The sequence below is a fragment of the Devosia elaeis genome, assembly GCF_001650025.1.
GTDB classification, from domain to species: Bacteria; Pseudomonadota; Alphaproteobacteria; order Rhizobiales; family Devosiaceae; genus Devosia; species Devosia elaeis.
In genome coordinates this window covers 94,869-112,937 of the sequence record NZ_LVVY01000086.1, presented here as the reverse complement: position 1 = coordinate 112,937, position 18,069 = coordinate 94,869, and the positions used below count along the sequence as shown (strand labels likewise).

18 protein-coding genes and 1 pseudogene are annotated in these 18,069 nt (G+C 63.7%); 13 read left to right on the top strand and 6 right to left on the bottom strand.

The annotated features are described in order from the left end of the window. Positions 1 to 8 precede the first annotated feature (8 nt). Both A3840_RS10725 and A3840_RS10720 read right to left on the bottom strand, forming a co-directional pair. On the bottom strand, positions 9 to 758 hold the full coding sequence (locus A3840_RS10725; RefSeq protein WP_067456087.1) for a Crp/Fnr family transcriptional regulator: 750 nt from the start codon (positions 756 to 758) through the stop codon (positions 9 to 11). 226 nt (positions 759 to 984) lie between these two features. Then, positions 985 to 1,497 (bottom strand): response regulator, encoded by a 513-nt coding sequence (locus tag A3840_RS10720; RefSeq protein WP_067456084.1) that lies wholly within the window; start codon positions 1,495 to 1,497, stop codon positions 985 to 987. Positions 1,498 to 1,646: 149 nt separating this feature from the next. Here A3840_RS10720 and treZ point away from each other — a divergent pair, with 149 nt between their 5' ends. Continuing rightward, the gene (treZ, locus tag A3840_RS10715) at positions 1,647 to 3,464 is read left to right on the top strand and encodes a malto-oligosyltrehalose trehalohydrolase (RefSeq protein ID WP_205633365.1); all 1,818 of its coding nucleotides are present in this window, start codon (positions 1,647 to 1,649) and stop codon (positions 3,462 to 3,464) included. Here treZ and A3840_RS10710 read toward each other — a convergent pair. Continuing rightward, the gene (locus A3840_RS10710; RefSeq protein WP_067456078.1) at positions 3,448 to 3,633 is read right to left on the bottom strand and encodes a hypothetical protein; all 186 of its coding nucleotides are present in this window, start codon (positions 3,631 to 3,633) and stop codon (positions 3,448 to 3,450) included. The two genes, treZ and A3840_RS10710, sit on opposite strands and share 17 nt — an antisense overlap. A gap of 10 nt (positions 3,634 to 3,643) precedes the next feature. Further along, a pseudogene (locus A3840_RS10705) lies at positions 3,644 to 4,153 on the bottom strand (DUF892 family protein). A gap of 170 nt (positions 4,154 to 4,323) precedes the next feature. Between A3840_RS10705 and A3840_RS10700 the strand changes: the two are divergent. The 4 genes from A3840_RS10700 (at position 4,324) to A3840_RS10685 (ending at position 10,261) form a co-directional block, all read left to right on the top strand. Continuing rightward, a complete protein-coding gene (locus A3840_RS10700) occupies positions 4,324 to 4,569 on the top strand; it encodes a hypothetical protein (protein WP_067456075.1) in 246 nt (81 codons plus the stop codon). A gap of 150 nt (positions 4,570 to 4,719) precedes the next feature. After that, positions 4,720 to 7,791 carry an alpha-mannosidase gene (locus A3840_RS10695; protein WP_067456072.1) on the top strand — a complete coding sequence of 1,024 codons (3,072 nt, stop codon included), beginning with the start codon at positions 4,720 to 4,722 and terminating at the stop codon, positions 7,789 to 7,791. Between the two features lie 163 nt (positions 7,792 to 7,954). Beyond that, on the top strand, positions 7,955 to 9,064 hold the full coding sequence (locus tag A3840_RS10690; protein WP_067456069.1) for a CehA/McbA family metallohydrolase: 1,110 nt from the start codon (positions 7,955 to 7,957) through the stop codon (positions 9,062 to 9,064). Positions 9,065 to 9,211: 147 nt separating this feature from the next. Beyond that, on the top strand, positions 9,212 to 10,261 hold the full coding sequence (locus A3840_RS10685) for a LacI family DNA-binding transcriptional regulator (protein ID WP_067456067.1): 1,050 nt from the start codon (positions 9,212 to 9,214) through the stop codon (positions 10,259 to 10,261). A 10-nt stretch (positions 10,262 to 10,271) separates the two neighbouring features. On the opposite strand, the gene A3840_RS10680 is transcribed toward A3840_RS10685, so the two are convergent. Continuing rightward, positions 10,272 to 10,871, bottom strand: a complete 600-nt coding sequence (locus A3840_RS10680; RefSeq protein WP_067456064.1) for a CGNR zinc finger domain-containing protein — start codon at positions 10,869 to 10,871, stop codon at positions 10,272 to 10,274. 111 nt (positions 10,872 to 10,982) lie between these two features. Here A3840_RS10680 and A3840_RS10675 point away from each other — a divergent pair, with 111 nt between their 5' ends. Then, positions 10,983 to 11,870 (top strand): alpha/beta fold hydrolase, encoded by an 888-nt coding sequence (locus A3840_RS10675; protein ID WP_067456061.1) that lies wholly within the window; start codon positions 10,983 to 10,985, stop codon positions 11,868 to 11,870. Between the two features lie 101 nt (positions 11,871 to 11,971). On the opposite strand, the gene A3840_RS10670 is transcribed toward A3840_RS10675, so the two are convergent. After that, the gene (locus A3840_RS10670) at positions 11,972 to 12,718 is read right to left on the bottom strand and encodes a DeoR/GlpR family DNA-binding transcription regulator (RefSeq protein ID WP_067456058.1); all 747 of its coding nucleotides are present in this window, start codon (positions 12,716 to 12,718) and stop codon (positions 11,972 to 11,974) included. A gap of 77 nt (positions 12,719 to 12,795) precedes the next feature. Between A3840_RS10670 and A3840_RS10665 the strand changes: the two genes are divergently transcribed. The 7 genes from A3840_RS10665 to arsH all read left to right on the top strand — a co-directional run bounded on the left by A3840_RS10665 (position 12,796) and on the right by arsH (position 18,064). Continuing rightward, positions 12,796 to 13,944: an MFS transporter gene (locus A3840_RS10665; RefSeq protein ID WP_067456055.1), complete on the top strand. Its 1,149-nt coding sequence runs from the start codon at positions 12,796 to 12,798 to the stop codon at positions 13,942 to 13,944. A 31-nt stretch (positions 13,945 to 13,975) separates the two neighbouring features. Further along, entirely contained in the window at positions 13,976 to 15,148 is a 1,173-nt protein-coding gene (locus A3840_RS10660) for an MFS transporter (RefSeq protein WP_067456052.1), read from the top strand. Between the two features lie 225 nt (positions 15,149 to 15,373). Next, on the top strand, positions 15,374 to 15,730 hold the full coding sequence (locus A3840_RS10655) for an ArsR/SmtB family transcription factor (RefSeq protein WP_067456049.1): 357 nt from the start codon (positions 15,374 to 15,376) through the stop codon (positions 15,728 to 15,730). Next, positions 15,723 to 16,250 (top strand): arsenate reductase ArsC, encoded by a 528-nt coding sequence (locus tag A3840_RS10650; protein WP_067456046.1) that lies wholly within the window; start codon positions 15,723 to 15,725, stop codon positions 16,248 to 16,250. Before A3840_RS10655 ends, A3840_RS10650 begins: the two co-directional genes overlap by 8 nt. Beyond that, a complete protein-coding gene (locus A3840_RS10645; protein ID WP_067456043.1) occupies positions 16,250 to 16,945 on the top strand; it encodes an aquaporin in 696 nt (231 codons plus the stop codon). The genes A3840_RS10650 and A3840_RS10645 overlap by 1 nt, the downstream gene beginning before the upstream one ends. Beyond that, the gene (gene arsC, locus A3840_RS10640) at positions 16,942 to 17,364 is read left to right on the top strand and encodes an arsenate reductase (glutaredoxin) (RefSeq protein WP_067456040.1); all 423 of its coding nucleotides are present in this window, start codon (positions 16,942 to 16,944) and stop codon (positions 17,362 to 17,364) included. The genes A3840_RS10645 and arsC overlap by 4 nt, the downstream gene beginning before the upstream one ends. After that, on the top strand, positions 17,357 to 18,064 hold the full coding sequence (gene arsH, locus A3840_RS10635) for an arsenical resistance protein ArsH (protein ID WP_067456037.1): 708 nt from the start codon (positions 17,357 to 17,359) through the stop codon (positions 18,062 to 18,064). Before arsC ends, arsH begins: the two co-directional genes overlap by 8 nt. The last annotated feature ends 5 nt before the right edge of the window (positions 18,065 to 18,069 follow it).

The following is an 18,069-nucleotide window of genomic DNA, read 5'->3' as shown; positions in this document are numbered from 1 at the left end:
TCCCGCCTTCAGTGCGCCGGGACGCCCGCCCGCAGATAGGTGGGATCGAATGAGCACAGGGCCCGCAGCGCCTGCGGGTCGGGCAGGGTAATGGTCTTGTCGCGCCAGATGGCCAGGCCCTCCCGGCGCAGCACCTGGATCTTGCGGTTGATATGCACGGTCGACAGGCCCAGCGCGTCGCCCAGTTCCGATTGCGTCAGGGGAAAGCCGAAGCTGCCCTCGGCATCGACCAGGTCGACCTTGCTCAGCCGGTAATGCATTTCGCACAGCATATGGGCGACCCGATGCAAGGCGGTGCGGCCGCCGACGCTGACCAGCAATTCCTGCATCGTGCTCTGCTCGATGGCAGCGCAGCGCAGGATACCGGTCATGATCTCGGGATGCTTTTCCACCATGCCCGCCAGCTGCGACAGGTCGAGCTGGCCGACGCTGCTCGCCGGCAGCGCGATGACGTTCTGGGAGACGGCGCTGTGGGAGAGGAAGCCGAAATCGCAGATATCGCCGGGCACGAGGAAAGCGGTGATCTGCCGTGTGCCGTCGGGCCGGTAGCGGTGGCGATAGGCGAAGCCGCGCAGGAGAACCTGCACCGATCCGTCGCGGGTGCCATCGCGCATGATATGCTCGCGCGCGCGAAAATGCCTGGTCTGGGTCAGGCTCGACAGGATGGCGGCCTGCGCACCGCTGCTGAGGGACACCACGGCGGCCAGCCGGCGCAGCCAGGTCTTTCCCGAATTTGAAAATGTGCTCTCCATCATCATTGGGCCATCTGCAAAAGCCGGCAGTGCTGCGGCTCAGGAAGACTTGCATGGATAGGGGAAGCGCTTGCTGGCGTTCCGGATACTGCGTTGTTTTTCAACGGATACCGCGATTCTCAAATGAACCCGCGGAGCCTATCCGTCTCCTCGGCTTTCGGAATTCACATAGGTTAAGGGCCTGCCGCGGCACGATTTGTTGCTCGGGGCATCGAGAGGAGCGGCTTTGGCGTCAATTCGTGCGGTCCAGCGGCGGGCTTCGGGCGGCAAGCGGCCGGCCGTCGCCCCGGCGCAGCACCGCACAGATGGTGCGGATGAGCCGTTCATGTCTGCCCGCCTGGCCATCGCGCGGGAAATGGTCCGATGCCGCCTGGGCGTCCCGGGCCTCGGCCAGGAACAGACCCGCCACGGCGCGCACCACCTCCTGTTCCGGGCAGGGCTTGGCCAGGCATGGCCGGTCCCGGTGGCCCTCGGGCAGGGTCCCGGCGCCGGCCTCGGCCAGGAACAGGATGGGTATGCCGCGCCGGGCCAGCAGATCGGCGAGCTCGAAGACGTCCTGGCCGTAGAGCCGCGTATCGAGAATGGCTGCATCGACAGGACGCCGGCCGAGCAATTGGCTGGCATAGAAAATCGTGGGCGCCGGGCCTATCGCCACACATCCCTGCAGGCGGAGGGCCTGACAGATCGCAGTACCGGAGGCCTGGTCGTCCTCGACGACCAGGATACGTTTATCCTTGAGGTCCATTTGTGTTTCCCACTCCATCGCCAAACGCGGGGGGCCGGCAAAAGGATGCATGTCCGGATGGTGTGACCCACGCTGGTGGGTGCAACCGAACGAGGCGATGCGGATTGAGCGGTGCGGTCCGACCGGGGCCGTCCAGCCAGCGAAACAAGATGTCAGCAAATCCCCAATCGACGATCCGCCGCGAATATTCCATGAAGTTCGGGACCCAGATCCTGCCCGAAGGGGTGCGCTTCCGCCTCTGGGCGCCCGGCCAGCAGCATATCGGGCTGCATATCCACGATCTGGGCCGCACCATATCCATGCCGGCCAGGCGGCGCGGCTGGTTCGAGGCAAGCGTCCCCGAAGCCCGGCCCGGCATGTTCTACACGTTCGAGCTGGCGAATGGCGAGCACGTGCCCGATCCGGCCTCCCGCTTTCTCCCCGAGGACGTGATGGGCCCCAGCGAGATCATCGATCCGCTCGCCTTCGCCTGGACCGATCGCGGCTGGACCGGCCGCCCCTGGGAAGAGAGTATCCTCTACGAAATCCATATCGGCGCCTTCACGCCCGAAGGCACGTTCCGCGCCGCCATCGGCAAGCTCGATCATCTGGTCGCGCTGGGCGTCAACACCATCGAGATCATGCCGGTGGGCGATTTCAACGGGCGCTGGAACTGGGGCTATGACGGCGCCAGCCTTTTCGCGCCCGATGCCAGCTATGGCCGGCCCGAAGACATGAAAGCCTTCGTCAATGCCGCCCATGAAAGGGGGATCAGCGTCCTTCTGGACGTGATCTACAACCATTTCGGCCCCAAGGGGAATCACCTGGGCGCCTATACGCCGCTGACCAAGAGCAATGTGCAGACGCCCTGGGGCGAGGCGCTGAATTTCGATGGCGACGATGCCGCCATGATCCGCGAGTTGATCTTCGCCAATGCCCGTTACTGGCTCACCGAATATCACCTCGATGGGTTGCGGCTCGATGCGGCGCACGAGATTTACGACGATGGCCCGCGCCATCTCCTGCTCGAACTGGCCGAACAGGCCCGCGCCGCCACCGATGGCCGCCAGGTGCATCTCGTGCAGGAAAATTCGCTCAACCAGGTCAATTGGCTCAAGCGCCGCGAAACGGGGGCGCCCTGGCTCTATGACGCGCAGTGGAGCGACGATATCCACCATGCCATTCATGCTGCGATGACGGGCGATCCGGGCGCCTATTACATGGACTTCCTCGGCCGGACCGATCTCGTCGGCCGGGCGCTGGCGGAAGGCGCGGGCTGGCAGGGCGAATACATGGCCCATGAACAAAAGCACAAGGGCGAGCCCAGCGCCTTCCTGCCCGCCACGGCCTTCGTCGCCTTCATGCAGAACCACGACCAGGTGGGCAATCGCCCCTGGGGCGACCGCATTTCGGCGCAATTGCCACAGGAGGCGCTGCGGATGTGGAGCACGATCCTGCTGCTTTCCCCGCAAATTCCGCTGCTGTTCATGGGCGAGGAATGGGCCGCCGAAACGCCGTTCCTGTTCTTTTCCGATATCGGGGAGGATCTGGCCGAGACGATCCGCGACAGCCGCCGGGAAGAACTGAAGAACTATCCCGATGCGCAACGGGACAACCTGCCCGATCCGATGAGCGAAGACAGCTTCCGCCGCTCCAAGCTCGACTGGTCCGAACCCGGCTCCGCCACTCATGCCGCCATGCTCGACCATTATCGAAAGCTCATCGCCCTGCGCAAGGAAGCGATCATCCCGCGCCTTGCCGGCATGGCGGGCTATGCGGGGCGCTACGATATTCTCGGCGACAAGGTGGTTAGCGTCCAATGGGTGTTGGGCGACGGCTCGGTGCTCAAGCTCCTGGCCAATCTTGGTCCCGAGCCGGTGGACAATGTCACGATCTGGGAGGAGGGCCATCTCTGGCTCGAGGGCAGCGCCGGCAGCGATACATTGGGCGGCTGGACGGCGCTGTTCAGCCTCAATTCAGCGGATTGAGCAGGTACATGATGGTGCCGCCGACAAGGATGAAGGCCAGCACCAGGCCAGCCAGCCGCAGCATGGTTCCATGGGAGGAGGTGCCCAGGAGAAGCCGGTCGGCTTTCCCCTGGGCCCGTTCGGTGATCGCGCGGTCGGTGGCCGAGCGCTTGTCGGGATCGGCGGGCATGGCTTTGGCCCTATTTCTTCGCTTCGGTGCCGCCGCTTTCGCTGAGCGTGGCGAAGCGCAGGGTCAGCGGTTCGATATTGCTGTCCAGCCAGTCCGACATGGCGATTTCCTCGTCGAGGTTCTGTTGCAGCAGGTCGATAGCCTCCTCGTCCGCCACTTCCTCGGCCAGCGCCAGGAGCGATTTCTAGGCGGCGATTTCGTAGTGCTCGAAGGCGAAATTGGCGAAGCTGTTCTTGACGATCTCGTCGGGCGCCATGCTGTGGCCCAAGGCCGCCATGGTGCCCCCCAGGCTGAGCGCCGTGTCCTTGAGGCCCGAATTGCTGCTCTGGGCCAGGTCGAGCAGGCGGTCCAGCCGCTGCAATTGCCCCTCGGTCTCGGCGATATGCTGGTCGAGCCGCTCGGCCATCTCGGGATAGTGCTCGATCCGGCTCACTTGCGGGCGCATGATCGCCAGGGCCTGGTTTTCCATGGCATGGGCGTTGCGCAGGCCGGCGACGTAGATTTCCTGGGTCTTGGACATGGTTTTCTCCGATGGAAGCTGTGCCGGAGCAATGGACCGGGGGATGGTGGGCTGCGCTGAATAACGCAGGATAAGCACCATGGATCAGCGGTTCGCGCCCCTATGGCCCCGCCGCAACCTCGCCCCCTCTCGCGCATTGGTTCGATGGCGGCAGCAGCAGGAAGGACCTCATGCGGCACAAGGATGAAGACCTGGCTTTTCTCGTCGATACGTTCGGCATTCCCGCCGCCCGGGCGGCGGCGCTCATCGCCGCGACGCCCGAGGAAGCCGATTATCTGGCCGCGCGCTATCTCGCACGCGAACGCCGCCGCGACCCCTATGGCGATGTGCCGGTGCCCGATGCCCTGTCCGAACACGAGGTGGCGCACAATGCCGGCCTGCAAAAGCCGGTCCTCGACCGCGACCCCAAGTTTTAGCGGATCTGGACCGCGGGGTCGGCCGCGCAGGTCATGATGCGTATTTCAATGATTGGTGAAAAGTTTGGCTGCTGCCGTCTTGGCCGCGCCGGGACGGAATGCTAGACTCGGCTTTGACCTGTCGAACCCTCCCGTCATAAGAAAAATTTCATGCCCCGCATTGCCAAGTTGGACCGCCTGCTTTCGGTCTTGCGCGAACGTATCTTCGTTTCCAGTGAAGTTTTTGCATCGCTGTTCTATCGGCCGGCGGCCGATGGCGAACGCCATGTCGTGCCGGGCGAGGACCGGGCGGGATGGGTGCCCGTCACCCGCGATCTGGTCTGGGGTGAACCGGATGGTTACTATTGGTTCGGCGGCTCGGTCACCATTCCCGAGAGCCTTTCGGGCCAGGCCGTCTTCTGCCGCATTCACGCGCAATTCGGTTCGGTCATGGGCCGCAGCGATCCGCAATTGCTGGTGCGCGTCGATGGCCGCGTCGCCCAGGGTGGCGACGGCAATCACCGCGAATTTCCGCTGACCCGCCAGGCCGTCGCCGGGCAGCGCTTTGACCTCTTGATCGAGGCCGGCACCATCGAGGACCGCCGCCAGCTCGGTTTCGCCGTCGAACTGGTCGCCCATGACCGGCTCGCTGAAACCGTCTATTACGATCTCAAGGTCCCGCTCGACGTGGCCCGGCTGCTCAAGCCTGACGATGCGCGCCGCGCCCGTCTGCTCCGCCATATCGATGCGGCCATCGACCTCATCGATTTCCGCCCCGGCCATCCCGAACGCTTCGCCCAAAGCCTCGAAGCCGCCCGCCAGCGCGCCGATGCGCTTTATGCGGAAGCCGACGCCGATGCCATGCCGGAAATCGTCGCCACCGGCCACACCCATATCGACGTCGCCTGGCTGTGGCGGGTGCGCGAGACACGGCAGAAAATGGCCCGCTCCATGGCCAATGCTCTGGCGCTGATGGATGCATATGACGATTACCGCTTCATGTATAATCAGGGCGTTCTGCTCGATTATCTCGAAGAGGATTATCCCGAGCTGTTCGCGCGCATTTCCGCCGAAGTGAAGACCGGCCGCTTCGAAATCGAAGGCGCGCTCTGGCTCGAGCCGGACGTGGTCATCGCCTCCGGCGAAAGCCTTGTCCGCCACATCGTCAAGGGCACGAAATATCATTCTGACAAGTTCGGCGTGACGCCGAAGATCGTCTGGTTGCCCGACACCTTTGGTTACACGGCCGCGCTGCCGCAGCTCATGGCCCAGTCCGGGCTCGATGTGTTCATCACCCACAAGATGAGCTGGAACGACACCAACCGCATGCCGCACGAGATCTTCTTCTGGCAGGGTCTCGATGGCACGCGCGTGCCGGCCTATTTCCTCACCACCCAGAAATACGAATATGACGGGATCAACACCACCTATTGCCCGGACCTGGTGCCCAGCCATGTGATGGGCACCTGGAAGCGCTTCAGTCAGCAGGGCCTCCATGACGAACTCTTCCTCGTCTATGGCCATGGCGATGGCGGCGGCGGGCCGACGCGCGGCATGCTGGAGAATGTCCGCCGCATGGAACGCGGCATTCCCGGTTGCCCCAAAATCCGCCACGAGCCCATGGGCCCCTATTTCGACCGGCTGGTCACCCGCATGCGCGAGGAGCCGGAGGCCTTCCCTGCCTGGGTGGGCGAACTCTATCTCGAATATCATCGCGGCACGCTGACCTCGGTGGGCAAGAACAAGCGCAACAATCGCCTCGCCGAGCGCGTCCTGCATGAGCTCGAAGTCCTGGCCGTCATGGCAGCGCAATCCGGCCTCGCCTATCCCAAGGCGCAATTGGAGCGCCTCTGGAAGACCGTGCTGCTCAACCAGTTCCACGACATCCTGCCCGGCACTTCCATCGGCTTCGTCTATGAAGACAGCGACCGCGACTATGCCGCCTTCGTCGCCGCGGCCGAAACACTGCGCGCCGAGCTGTCCGCCGCTGTCGCCGCCGGCCATGCCGTCCTCAATGCCACCAGCATCACCCGTTCCGACCTGCTGCATCTGCCCGCCGGCACAGCGGGCATCACCATCGACGGCACGGCCTTGGCCGCGCAGAGCCTCGTCGCCGCCGATGGCACCCAGACCCGCGCCGTGCCGCTGGACGATCTCGGCGGCCTTGCCGTGCAGGCCGTCCGTCTCGGCGCCTCCGCCGTCCTGCCGGAGAGCCGCCTCAGCGTTTCCGAAACCCTGCTCGAAAACCACCTGCTGCGCGCCGAATTCAATGCCAGGGGCCAGCTCGTCTCGCTGTTCGACAAGGCGCGCAATCGCCAGGCGCTCAAACCCGGCGCCATCGGCAATGAACTGGTCGCGCATCAGGATATTCCCATCGATTTCGACGCCTGGGACATCGACGATTATTTCGAGGACGTCTCCTGGCCCGTCGATCATCTCGTCTCCGCCGAGGTGGTCGAAACCGGCCCCTACCGCGCCGCCATCCGCTTCGAATGGACCTATGAAAGCTCGCGCATCGTCCAGGTCATCTCGCTGGCCGAAGGCGCCGCGCAGCTCGAATTCGACACTTTCGTCGATTGGCACGAGCACCAGACCCTGCTCAAGACCGGCTTCCCGCTCGATATCCGCACCGATGTGAGCCGCGCCGAAACCCAGTTCGGGCATCTCACGCGCCCCACCCACGCCAATACCAGCTGGGACAGAGCCCGTTTCGAAACCTCCATGCATCGCTGGGTCGATCTCAGCGAGGCCGGTTTTGGCGTCGCCGCGCTCAACGATTGCAAATATGGCTATGACGCCAAGGGCAGCACCTTGCGCCTGACCCTGGTGAAATCCCCCACCTTCCCCTGGCCCGAGGCCGACCAGGGCGAACACCGTTTCCGCTATGCCCTGCTGCTCCATGCCGGCGACCTGCAGGCGGTCCACAACGCGGCGACGATCTTCAACCAGCCCCTGCGCCTCATCGAGGGGAACGCCGCCACCGCGCCCACTGCCATTGCCAGCCTCTCCTCGGACCAGGTCACCATCGAAACGATCAAGCAGAGCGAAGACGGCAGGCGCATCATCCTTCGCCTCTGGGAAAACCAGAACCGCGCCGGCACGGTGAAGCTCACCCTGCCGCAGGCCGCCCGCATCGCCCAGACCGACCTGCACGAAGCCGAAACCGGCCTGCTCGCCGACAATGCCGCCGAGCTCGAGCTTCACTTCAAGCCCTTCGAAATCAAGACCCTGGCCCTGGGATGAAATCGTCTGTCACCCAGCGTCCCGGCTCCATCGCCCCCTCGCCCCTCAGGGGAGAGGGGCGCAGGTCCCTCGGTAAAGCCGCCAGGCCGCCCCCCTTATCCGGCGCTCCGCGCCACCTTCTGCCTTCGGGCGAGAAGGGACATGTCTTCAAGCGAGGCCGCTCATGATCCCGCCCATCCCCGACACCCTCCCGCCGCCCGCCGGTTTCCAGCTCGGCACCTGGCTCAAGGGCGATTGGCATATCCATTGCCGTCACTCGACCGACAGCACCAATAATCCGCAATCGCGGATCATCGCCTTCGCCGAGCGGCTGGGCTTCGACTATCTCGTCATCACCGATCACGACGTGCATGTCGGCGGCGCGGTGGCCCGGCACACCTGGGCCGATCCCGATTACCGTTCCGACAAGCTCCTGCTCTTTTACGGCGCCGAGCTCACCGCGCCGCGCGGCCACGTCAATATCCTCTCGCCCGAGCCCTACGATCACCAACGGATTTTCGACGCCCGCAATGCGCGCGACTGGGACCTCCTCAAGCTCAAGCAGGACATGGGCATTCACTGGTCGGCCAATCATCCCAATCACAAGAACCATTACGGCTTCTCGTTCGATCTGGCGGATTCGGTGGAGATCTGGAACCAGGCCACCTGGCCGAAAAATGCCGTCAGCGTGCGCATCTGGGACGATCAATTGCTCTCCGGCCGCATGATCGGCGCCCGCGGCGGCAGCGATGCGCATCACGGCGTTCCCGACGATCCGGCGCTGATCGTGCCGCAGACCCTGGAGGGCAGCGGCAATTATGTCGGCACCCCCACCACCTGGATTTTCGCCACATCGCGCGACAAGGCCGCGATCCTCACCGCGCTCAAACAGGGCAGGGCCTCGATCAGCGCCAATCCCTATAATCCGCGCGTCGAATTCTATGCCGATCGCGATGGCGACGGAATGATGGACATGATGATGGGCGACAATGCCCGGCCCTCCGGCGGCCCGGTCAATTTCGAGGTGCGCTTGGTCGGCGGCGGCATTCCCGGCGCTGCCTATAATGTGCGCGTCATCAAGAACCGTGAGCCCTTCGGCGAATTCATCACCGACGGGGCCAGTCGCTCCTTGCGCTTCACCGACACGCCTCCTGCCGATGCCCGCACCTATTATCGCGTCGAGATCGAAGGCCCCCAGGCGCCCTATCCCGAAGTGCCCAATTCCATGGCGCTGAGCCTCAACATGGTGGCGCTGTCTAATCCCATCTATTTCAACTACGATCCGGAGTTCTGAGGCGGCTTGGCCGGTGCTGAATGCCTTTCCATCGTCACCGCCCGGCTTGTCCGGGCGGTCCAGGGATAGCGCAGGGAAGATGGATGGCCCGGACAAGCCGGGCAATGAGGACTGAAACGGAACAGTGCAAGAGAGCGAAACTCCCAATTGGCGCGCGACCCCAGCCGCAAAGTCGGCATCAAGGACATAGCCGAGGCCGCCGATGTCGCGGTGTCCACGGTTTCGCATGTGCTCAACGGCACGGCGCCGATTTCGGCCGAGGTGCGCGAGCGGGTGCTGAACGCGGCCAATAGCCTGGGCTATCTGGCGCGGCGGCGCGAGAAGGCGGCCATCGCCGTCTTGCGCAGCGTGCTGCTGGCCGTGCCCTCCGACACGCTGCCCCATAGCGAGATCAATCTCTTCTCCTGGACCCTGCTCAGCGCGCTGACGCGCGAATGCGAACGCCGGGCCATTCGCGTCGTGCCGATGGAAATCGACCGCCCCGATGTCAGCGGCGCCCGCGTCGTCGAACAGGCCCGCGCCGCCGAGGTCGATGGCATTCTGCTCTTGTCCGAGGACCGGCCCGACCTGCTGCACGACATCGCCGCCTCGAAGATTCCTGCTGTCCTGATGAATGGCGAGGACCACGAAATGCAGGTCGACAGCGTCACCCCCGGCAATCGCTTTGCCGCCCGCTATGCCACCAATTGGCTGATCGGGCAGGGCCATCGCCACATCATGCATCTCACCTGGGAAGGGCGCTCCACCGTCCGCCGCCGCCGCGACGGTTTCCTCGATGCCTTCCGCGCCAATGGCCTGCCGCTCGAACAGGCCCATGTGCACCTGGCCAATGGCTACCAGCCCGAATATGGCGCCGAGGCGATCCGGGCCTGGCTCGCCGCCCATGACGGCACGATGGGCGGCGTCACCGCCATTTTCTGCGCCGCCGACAATCTGGCGCTGGGCATCATGCCGGTGCTGAGCCGCGCCGGCATCCGGCTGCCCGAGGATGTCTCCATTGTCGGCTTCGACGGCGTGGCTCTGGGCGAATTCACCACGCCCCCGCTCACCACGCTCAGCGTGCCGCTCGAGCATATGGGCCCCTCGGCCCTGCACCTGCTTGAGCAGCGCATCGTCAACGCCGCGCTCAATCCGCCGGCGCACCGGCTGGAGCTGGGCTGCCGGCTCACGATACGCGGCAGCGTCCGGGCCATCTGACGATCACTGTCTATTGGATCGAAGAGAGCCGGTGCCGCGTTGCCTTTTCGCGATTGCCGCAGGTCTGCATGCTGCACCAGCGCCGTCTGCCCCCGCGTGAAATATCCACGAAAAGCCAGCCGCAACGAGGGCAGGCGCGCAATCTCTGCCGGGGCAGCAGAATGGAGGCTTCGATCGTGATCGCGGACAGATAGGCGAGGATGGCTTCGGGGTCGTCGAAATGCGCGATTTCAGAGGCCGAATAGGTTTCGCGCGGTGTGAGCTTATGCGTCGAAAACCCTTCGGCGGCCCGCGCGAGCAGGAAGCCCAGCGCTTCTGGCGCCGGGGGCCGTTCTGCAGCCATCGCGTCGAAAACGGCAAAGGAGGCCTCTCGCAGCGCCCGGACATTCCGCAAGAACGCGGGGGATGGAATGGCCGAAACTGCATTCGCCTGGACCGTGGTGGCGAGCCCGGCGAACCGGAGCCAGTTTCCAACGTCCCGCGGCGAGTTCAGCAGATCGTTGCCCGCCTCCGGCCCGTGCCGGGTGAAGACCGTATTGGTGAGGTCGACCGCCGGATGGCCCCCTATGAAATGCTCCGTGGTCCAGACGGTATCCGAATTTCCTGCCATGGAACATAACCGTATAAATGATGTTATCAGGTTATCATGTTATCATGTGATAACCGGTATATCCATATTATACGGTTTTCAGGCTTCGCATAGCAGCGCAGGAGAAGGAATATGGACACCATTACCGCAACCCGGCACCGCATTGTCACCATCGATGGCGTCGAGCTGTTTTTCCGGGAGGCGGGCAAGGCCGGCGCGCCGGGGCTGCTGCTCCTGCATGGCCAGCCCTGTTCGTCATTCTATTTCCGCCATGTCATCGGCCCGCTATCCGAGGTTGCCCATGTCGTCGCCCCGGACCTGCCGGGATTCGGCTTTACCGAAGCGCCCGAGGATTATCCCTATACCTTCGACGCCATGGCCAACACCATCGAGGCATTGCTGGCTGAAGTCGGCATGGAGCGCTTCTTCCTCTATGTCCACGATTTCGGCTCGCCCATCGCCTGTGCCCTGGCGATGAAATATCCCGAACGGGTGCTCGGGCTCATCATCCAGAATGGCAATGCCCATGATGAGGGGCTTGGCGAGCCGTGGAACCTGGTCAAATCCTATTGGGCCGATCCCACCCCCGAAAACCTGGCGAAAATTCCCGAATGGCTGAATTTTGCAGGGGTCAAGCACACCTATGTCGGCGACATTCCCGAGCACCTTGTGCCGCTCGTCGCGCCCGATGGCTGGCATCTCGATTGGGAGCATATGAGCCGGCCGGGCCGTATCGATATCCAGCTCCGCATCTTCGCCGATTACAGCGCCCATGTGGCCCGCTTTCCGGCCTATGCGGCCTATCATCGCGCGTATCAGCCCCCCGCGCTGCTGCTCTGGGGCCGCCACGATCCCTATTACGATATCGCCGAAGCCGATGCCTATGCTCGCGATCTCGACCGGATCGAGACGCATATCCTGGACGGCGCGCATCTGCTGCTGGAGACACATCACGAGGAATGCGCGCACATGATGCGCAAGTTCATCCTCGAGACGCGCGGCAGGGCCGAAGCGCCCTAGATCCTCAGACGCGCTGGTGGCCGTTTTCGACCCTGTTACGGTCGAAAGCCAATTAAAAGACCGCACTCAAAAGCAGGCCCAAGGCGCAGGCTCATCGGTGATCAGATAGGGTGCAACTCGATATCGAATTGGCGATAGGCTTCTATCCCGGCTCCGTCCTCGACCACGAGATGGTCGATGCGCGCCGCGTCGGCGAGTTTGAAGGGCGCGACCGTGCCCAACTTGTCTGTGGTGGCCGCGATGACCAGAAGGCTGCTTTGCGCGATCATGACCCGCTTGATCTCGGCCTCACCCGCATCGAGCGCGGTGACGCCCAATTCCGTGTCGACACCGCAGGCGCCGAGGATAAACATGTCGGCAAAGATGTTTGTGGCTTCGCGAATGGTCTGGGCGCCGAGGCAGGCGCCCTTGGACTGATCATAGAGGCCGCCCAAGACGATGATGGTGTGTTTGGGATTGTCCGATAGCGCCGTGGCGATGGCCGGAGCATTGGTAACGACGGTTAGCCGCATATCCTTCGGCAGAGCCTTGGCGATGGCAAGATTGGTCGAACCGGCATCAATGTAAAGCGTCTGGCCGTCGCGCACCAATGCGGTGGTGGCGCGAGCAAGGCGCGCCTTGATATCGGCCTGGTCCGACGTGCGCACCGCAAGCGTTCCGATATCGGGCGCCGGCAGCAGGGCCCCGCCATAGACGCGCCGACAATGGCCGAGCCGCGCCAGCTCGCGAAGATCGCGGCGGATCGTGTCGTCAGACACGCCGAACTGGGCTGCCAGATCGTTGGCCAGCACCTTGCCATGGTCGTCTAGCATTCGCCGGATGGCATCAAGCCTTTCTTCCGTCAGCATGTTGCTTCTCGTTTGTGCACGTTCTTGCATGTTGTCGCATCTTTTGTCATAGCGTGATCGGTGCATGGAGAACAAGCATGGATGGCGCAATCTTCGCCGGACGCAATGAGCGGATCGCTACAAGGCTGATTTTTTCGCTAGGCGGGATCGTGCTCGGGGCCTGGGCACCGCTCGTGCCGCTGGCGAAACAGCGACTTGCTGTCGGCGAGGGCACGCTGGGCCTGCTGCTGTTGTGCATGGGCGTCGGCTCGATTCTTGCCATGCCGATGACCGCCTTTTTGACTTCCCGCTTCGGCTGCCGTCAGGTCATCACGGTGTCTGCGGCTGGTCTATGCTTGGTGCTGCCGCTTCTTGCGACCGTGTCCGATGTTCCGCTGATGGCGGCAACACTGGTTGGCTTCGGCATCGTCATGGGCTGCACCTCGGTATCGATGAACCTGCAGGCAGTTCTGGTCGAGCGCCAGGCGGACCAGGCCCTGATGTCAGGTTTTCATGCCATGTTCAGCCTGGGCGGCATCCTAGGTTCGGGCAGCATGGCGCTGTTGCTGGCAATAGGCGTAGCGCCACTGGCAGCAGCAATTGTCGTTTCACTGGTCATGCTCGCCCTCCTGGTCGCAGCGCGGCCAGGTCTTCTGCCCTACAGCGACGCGGGCGGCGCCAAGCCACTCCCCTTTGTCGTGCCACAAGGCATCGTTCTTGCTATCGGCGTCCTCAGCCTTCTTGCTATGCTGGCGGAAGGCGGAGTGCTCGACTGGGGCGCGCTGTTCATGGTCGAGGCGCACGACGCGGATCTCGGCCTCGCCGGCTTCGCATACACGGCCTTCGCCATCACCATGACGATCGGGCGGCTGCTCGGTGATCAATTGCGGACGGCCTTCGGCGATTTGGCCGTGCTGACCGTGAGCGCGCTCCTCGCCACCGCCGGATTTCTCGCCAGCCTCTTGCTGCCCTCCGCTGCCGCTGCCCTTGTCGGCTTCCTGCTGGTGGGCGCCGGCGTTTCCAACATCGCGCCGATCCTCTTCACGCTGACGGGCAAGAGCAAGCGCATGCCGGCGAACCTTGCTGTCGCTTCGGTTCTGACCGTTGGTTATGTGGGCATCATTGCGGGGCCGGCGGCAATCGGCCTCATCGCGCATGCCTCAAGCCTGCAAACGGCATTTTTCCTTCTCTGCGGCGCGATGCTGGTCATCGCGCTTTCCGCCAGAGCAGTTTTCCGTCGCGTCTGAAACCACACCCAATCGCAACACGAGCCACAGCATGTCCACCACCACAGCGCCGCACCCCATTCATCACGCCCTCTCAGGAGGCCGGGAACAATGGGCGACGCGCGGCGTCTTTCTCGTCGCGGGCATCGCCATGGCCGCCTGGGCGCCACTCGTCCCTTTCGCCAAGGCGCGTGTGGGTGTCGAAGACGGCACGCTCGGCCTGCTGCTGCTCTGTCTGGGCCTCGGCTCGATCGTGGCGATGCCGATCACCGGTGTCCTTGCCAGCCGGTTCGGCTGTCGCGCCATCATCGTAACGAGCGCGATTGCGGTCGCCGTCGCCCTGCCGTTCCTGGCTGTCGTCGATACCGTGCCGGGCCTGGCCATCGCTCTGGCAGTGTTTGGCGCCAGCGTCGGCACGGTGGACGTTGCCATCAACATTCAGGCGGTGATGGTCGAAAAGGACAGCGGTCGCAACATGATGTCCGGCTTTCACGGGCTCTTCAGCCTGGGCGGCATCATCGGTGCCGGCGGGGTCAGCCTGCTTCTCGGCCAAGGCGTCGCGCCGCTCGCAGCAACGCTCGCCATCAGCGCCATGCTCGTGGTGCTGCTCGCCGCTTCCTTCCAGGGCCTCTTGTCCTATGGCAATCGCGAGGCGGGCGACGCGCCGCTGTTCGTCGTGCCCAAGGGCATCGTCATCTTCATCGGCCTGCTGTGTTTCCTTGTCTTTCTGGGCGAAGGCGCCATACTCGACTGGAGCGCTCTTTTCCTCATCGGCACCCACCAGGTTGATCCGGCTCAGGCCGGCTTTGGGTACACCATGTTTGCCATCGCCATGACCGCAGGACGGCTCGCCGGCGATCGCATCGTCAAGACGCTGGGCGGGATGAAGGTCGTGGTGGCCGGCGGCCTAGTGGCGGCGGCAGGCTTCCTCCTTGCCGTCTTCGCGCCCGCGCAGCCGCTGGCCTTTATCGGTTTTCTTCTGGTCGGCATCGGCGCGTCCAACATCGTCCCGGTGCTGTTTACAGCCGCCGGCAAGCAGACGCGCATGCCGGCAAGTCTCGCCATCGCTGCCATCACCACCTTAGGCTATGCAGGCATTCTCGCCGGGCCAGCAGCCATTGGATTCGTCGCCCAACATTGGAGCCTGAGCATGGCCTTCCTGCTGGTGGCGGTCGGACTGATCTTTGTGGCGGTAAGCTGGCCGATAGCGTTGCGCCGATCTTGAGGGTGGATGAGAGGAACTTAGCGTTAGGTGGCGTCTGGTTTAGAGCCCTCCTGCATCAAGAGCCGCCAGTTAGTTTTCCACCCCATTGCTGCCGGTCTTCTACCGACCCCATTGTGGTCGCTAAACCCCTATTTGTGGAAGCCAGCGGCCATTCGGCAGCGAAAGAGCTGCCTGTAAACACCAGAGAGGTTGACCCGTATTCTTTACATCGATAATACTCGATATATGGAATCAACCCACGCAATCCATGTCTTTGCTGCTCTATCTCAAAGCACCCGTCTCGATACGTTTCGTCTCCTGATGGAGCATGAGCCTGATGGCCTGGCCGCCGGCGAGATCGCGCGCCGCCTCGAAGTGCCGCAGAACACGATGTCCAGCCACCTAGCCATACTCTCTCGCGCCGGCCTCATCGAAAGCGAGCGCCATAGCCGTTCGATCGTCTACCGTGCCGTCGTTGACCGCGTGCGCGAGATCACGAGCTTCCTGGTCCAGGATTGCTGCGGCGGTCGCCCGGAGCTGTGCGAACCACTCGTTGCCGAATTCACCCCGTGCTGCTCTCCGAAGGAGTCGAGCCATGTCTGAACGCGTCTACAACGTCCTGTTCCTCTGCACCGGCAATTCCGCTCGCTCCATCCTGGGCGAGGCGATCCTCAACCATGTCGGCCAAGGTCGCTTCCGGGCATACTCAGCGGGCTCGACGCCCAAGGGTGCCGTGCACCCGCTGACATTGGAAAGCCTGGCCAAGGTGGGTATCCCGACCGAGGGCTTGCGCTCGAAGGCCTGGGACGAATTCGCCGCGCCGGGTGCGCCTAAGATGGATTTCATTTTCACCGTCTGCGACAATGCTGCCGGCGAGACCTGCCCGATTTGGCCCGGCCAGCCGATGACCGCACACTGGGGCATCGAAGATCCCGCGGCTGTCGACGGTTCCGAGTTCAAGCAGCGTGCTGCGTTCGAGGATGCCCTGCGGTACCTCCGCAACCGGATCGGCGCCTTCATCAACCTACCGATCGCCAGCATTGACCGCATGGCACTGAATTCGAAGCTCGAGGGTATCGGTGCCATGGACGGCACGACCACCAAGTCTTCGAACGTCGCCTGATGGTCGATCTTCTCCGCCGTCTCGCCGCCGAGGCCCTGGGCACCGGCACCCTGGTCGCGACCGTCGTCGGATCGGGCATCATGGCCGAGACGCTAACAAACGACGTGGCGCTGGCGCTGCTCGCGAACACCATTGCCACCGGTGCCATTCTGGTCGTGCTGATCAGCACACTCGGCCCTATCTCTGGCGCGCACTTCAACCCCGCGGTGTCGCTGGTATTCGCCCTGCGCCGTGAGCTTCCCGCCCGGGACGCAGGCTTGTATGCGCTGATGCAAGTGGTCGGCAGCATCGCTGGCGCCATCGCCGCCCATGCCATGTTCGAGCTGCCGCTGCTGCAGTCGTCGACCCATGTCCGGACGGGGGGTGCCCAGTGGATTTCGGAGAGCGTCGCCGCCTTCGGCCTGGTTGCCGTCATCCTGGCCGGCATCCGATTCGAGCGTAAGGCCGTGCCAATGTTGGTCGGTCTCTACATCACCGCTGCGTACTGGTTCACGTCGTCGACGTCGTTCGCCAATCCTGCGGTGGCAATCGCCCGCTCGTTCACCGACACTTTCTCCGGCATCCGTCCCGTCGACCTGCCGGGCTTCATCGGCGCCCAGGTAGCAGGCGCGGTGATCGCGCTTGCCCTCATGACCTGGCTCCTGCGCGTGCCGACCGGCAGCGACCTCCCCATCAATCCGGAAAACCGAACATGACCGTCACGATTTACCACAATCCCGACTGCGGCACCTCGCGCAATACGCTCGCCATGATCCGGCAGTCCGGCGTAGAGCCAACCGTCGTGGAATACCTGAAGACGCCACCGTCCCGGGAACGCATCGTAGAGCTGGTATCTGCGGCCGGCCTGTCGCTGCGGGACGCCATGCGGAAGAAGGATACGCCGTATGAGGAGCTCGAATTGTCCGAAGCGGGCGTGTCCGACGACGCGCTGCTAGATGCCATCCAGGCGCACCCGATCCTACTGAACCGCCCCTTCGTGGAAACTCCTGTGGGTACCCGCCTGTGCCGTCCTTCCGAGGTCGTGCTCGACATTCTGGAGAACCCCGATATCGGGCCGTTCACCAAAGAAGACGGCGAAGTCATCATCGACGCCGAAGGGAAGCGGCTTGTCTGATTTGCCCAACGTCGCGCCGGGGGCCTTCGAGGTCCCGGACTTCGCCAGGCTGACCGCAGCCGACATGCAGCATAAGCCGCGCATTCTGATGCTCTACGGTTCGCTGCGGGAACGCTCCTACAGCCGGCTGCTGACGTTCGAGGCGCAGCGTCTGCTCGAGGCGTTCGGCGCGGAGGTGCGTGTCTTCCATGCCAACGGCTTACCGTTGCCGAACGACGCGCCCGACACGCATCCCAAGGTGCAGGAATTGCGTGAGGCCATGCTGTGGTCTGAAGGTCAGGTCTGGACGTCGCCCGAACGGCACGGCGCCATGTCGGCGGTGCTGAAGTCCCAGATCGACTGGATACCTCTGCCCGGCGGTGCCATCCGGCCGACCCAGGGACGCACGCTCGCCGTCATGCAGGTATCTGGAGGGTCACAGTCGTTCAATGCGGTGAACCAGATGCGAATCCTCGGACGCTGGATGCGAATGGTGACGATTCCGAACCAGTCGTCGGTCGCCAAGGCTTTCCAGGAGTTCGACGACGCCGGTCGCATGAAACCGTCATCCTACTACGATAGGGTCGTGGACGTCATGGAAGAGCTGGTGAAGTTCACGCTGATCAACCGCGGCGTGTCCGGCTATCTGACCTCCCGCTACAGCGAGCGCAAGGAGGCGGCGGCCAAACTCGAGGAGCGGGTCGGCCTGAAGTCGATCTAGGTTAC

What these genes read in the sequence shown, in the direction of transcription:
- arsC (WP_067456040.1), top strand. Translation starts at nt 16,942, where the DNA reads ATGACCGTCACGATTTACCACAATCCCGACTGCGGCACCTCGCGCAAT.
- A3840_RS10675 (WP_067456061.1), top strand. Translation starts at nt 10,983, where the DNA reads ATGGACACCATTACCGCAACCCGGCACCGCATTGTCACCATCGATGGC.
- A3840_RS10670 (WP_067456058.1), bottom strand. Translation starts at nt 12,718, where the DNA reads ATGCTGACGGAAGAAAGGCTTGATGCCATCCGGCGAATGCTAGACGAC.
- A3840_RS10665 (WP_067456055.1), top strand. Translation starts at nt 12,796, where the DNA reads ATGGATGGCGCAATCTTCGCCGGACGCAATGAGCGGATCGCTACAAGG.
- treZ (WP_205633365.1), top strand. Translation starts at nt 1,647, where the DNA reads ATGTCAGCAAATCCCCAATCGACGATCCGCCGCGAATATTCCATGAAG.
- A3840_RS10710 (WP_067456078.1), bottom strand. Translation starts at nt 3,633, where the DNA reads ATGCCCGCCGATCCCGACAAGCGCTCGGCCACCGACCGCGCGATCACC.
- A3840_RS10650 (WP_067456046.1), top strand. Translation starts at nt 15,723, where the DNA reads ATGTCTGAACGCGTCTACAACGTCCTGTTCCTCTGCACCGGCAATTCC.
- A3840_RS10660 (WP_067456052.1), top strand. Translation starts at nt 13,976, where the DNA reads ATGTCCACCACCACAGCGCCGCACCCCATTCATCACGCCCTCTCAGGA.
- A3840_RS10695 (WP_067456072.1), top strand. Translation starts at nt 4,720, where the DNA reads ATGCCCCGCATTGCCAAGTTGGACCGCCTGCTTTCGGTCTTGCGCGAA.
- A3840_RS10700 (WP_067456075.1), top strand. Translation starts at nt 4,324, where the DNA reads ATGCGGCACAAGGATGAAGACCTGGCTTTTCTCGTCGATACGTTCGGC.
- A3840_RS10725 (WP_067456087.1), bottom strand. Translation starts at nt 758, where the DNA reads ATGATGATGGAGAGCACATTTTCAAATTCGGGAAAGACCTGGCTGCGC.
- A3840_RS10680 (WP_067456064.1), bottom strand. Translation starts at nt 10,871, where the DNA reads ATGGCAGGAAATTCGGATACCGTCTGGACCACGGAGCATTTCATAGGG.
- A3840_RS10655 (WP_067456049.1), top strand. Translation starts at nt 15,374, where the DNA reads ATGGAATCAACCCACGCAATCCATGTCTTTGCTGCTCTATCTCAAAGC.
- A3840_RS10645 (WP_067456043.1), top strand. Translation starts at nt 16,250, where the DNA reads ATGGTCGATCTTCTCCGCCGTCTCGCCGCCGAGGCCCTGGGCACCGGC.
- A3840_RS10690 (WP_067456069.1), top strand. Translation starts at nt 7,955, where the DNA reads ATGATCCCGCCCATCCCCGACACCCTCCCGCCGCCCGCCGGTTTCCAG.
- A3840_RS10720 (WP_067456084.1), bottom strand. Translation starts at nt 1,497, where the DNA reads ATGGACCTCAAGGATAAACGTATCCTGGTCGTCGAGGACGACCAGGCC.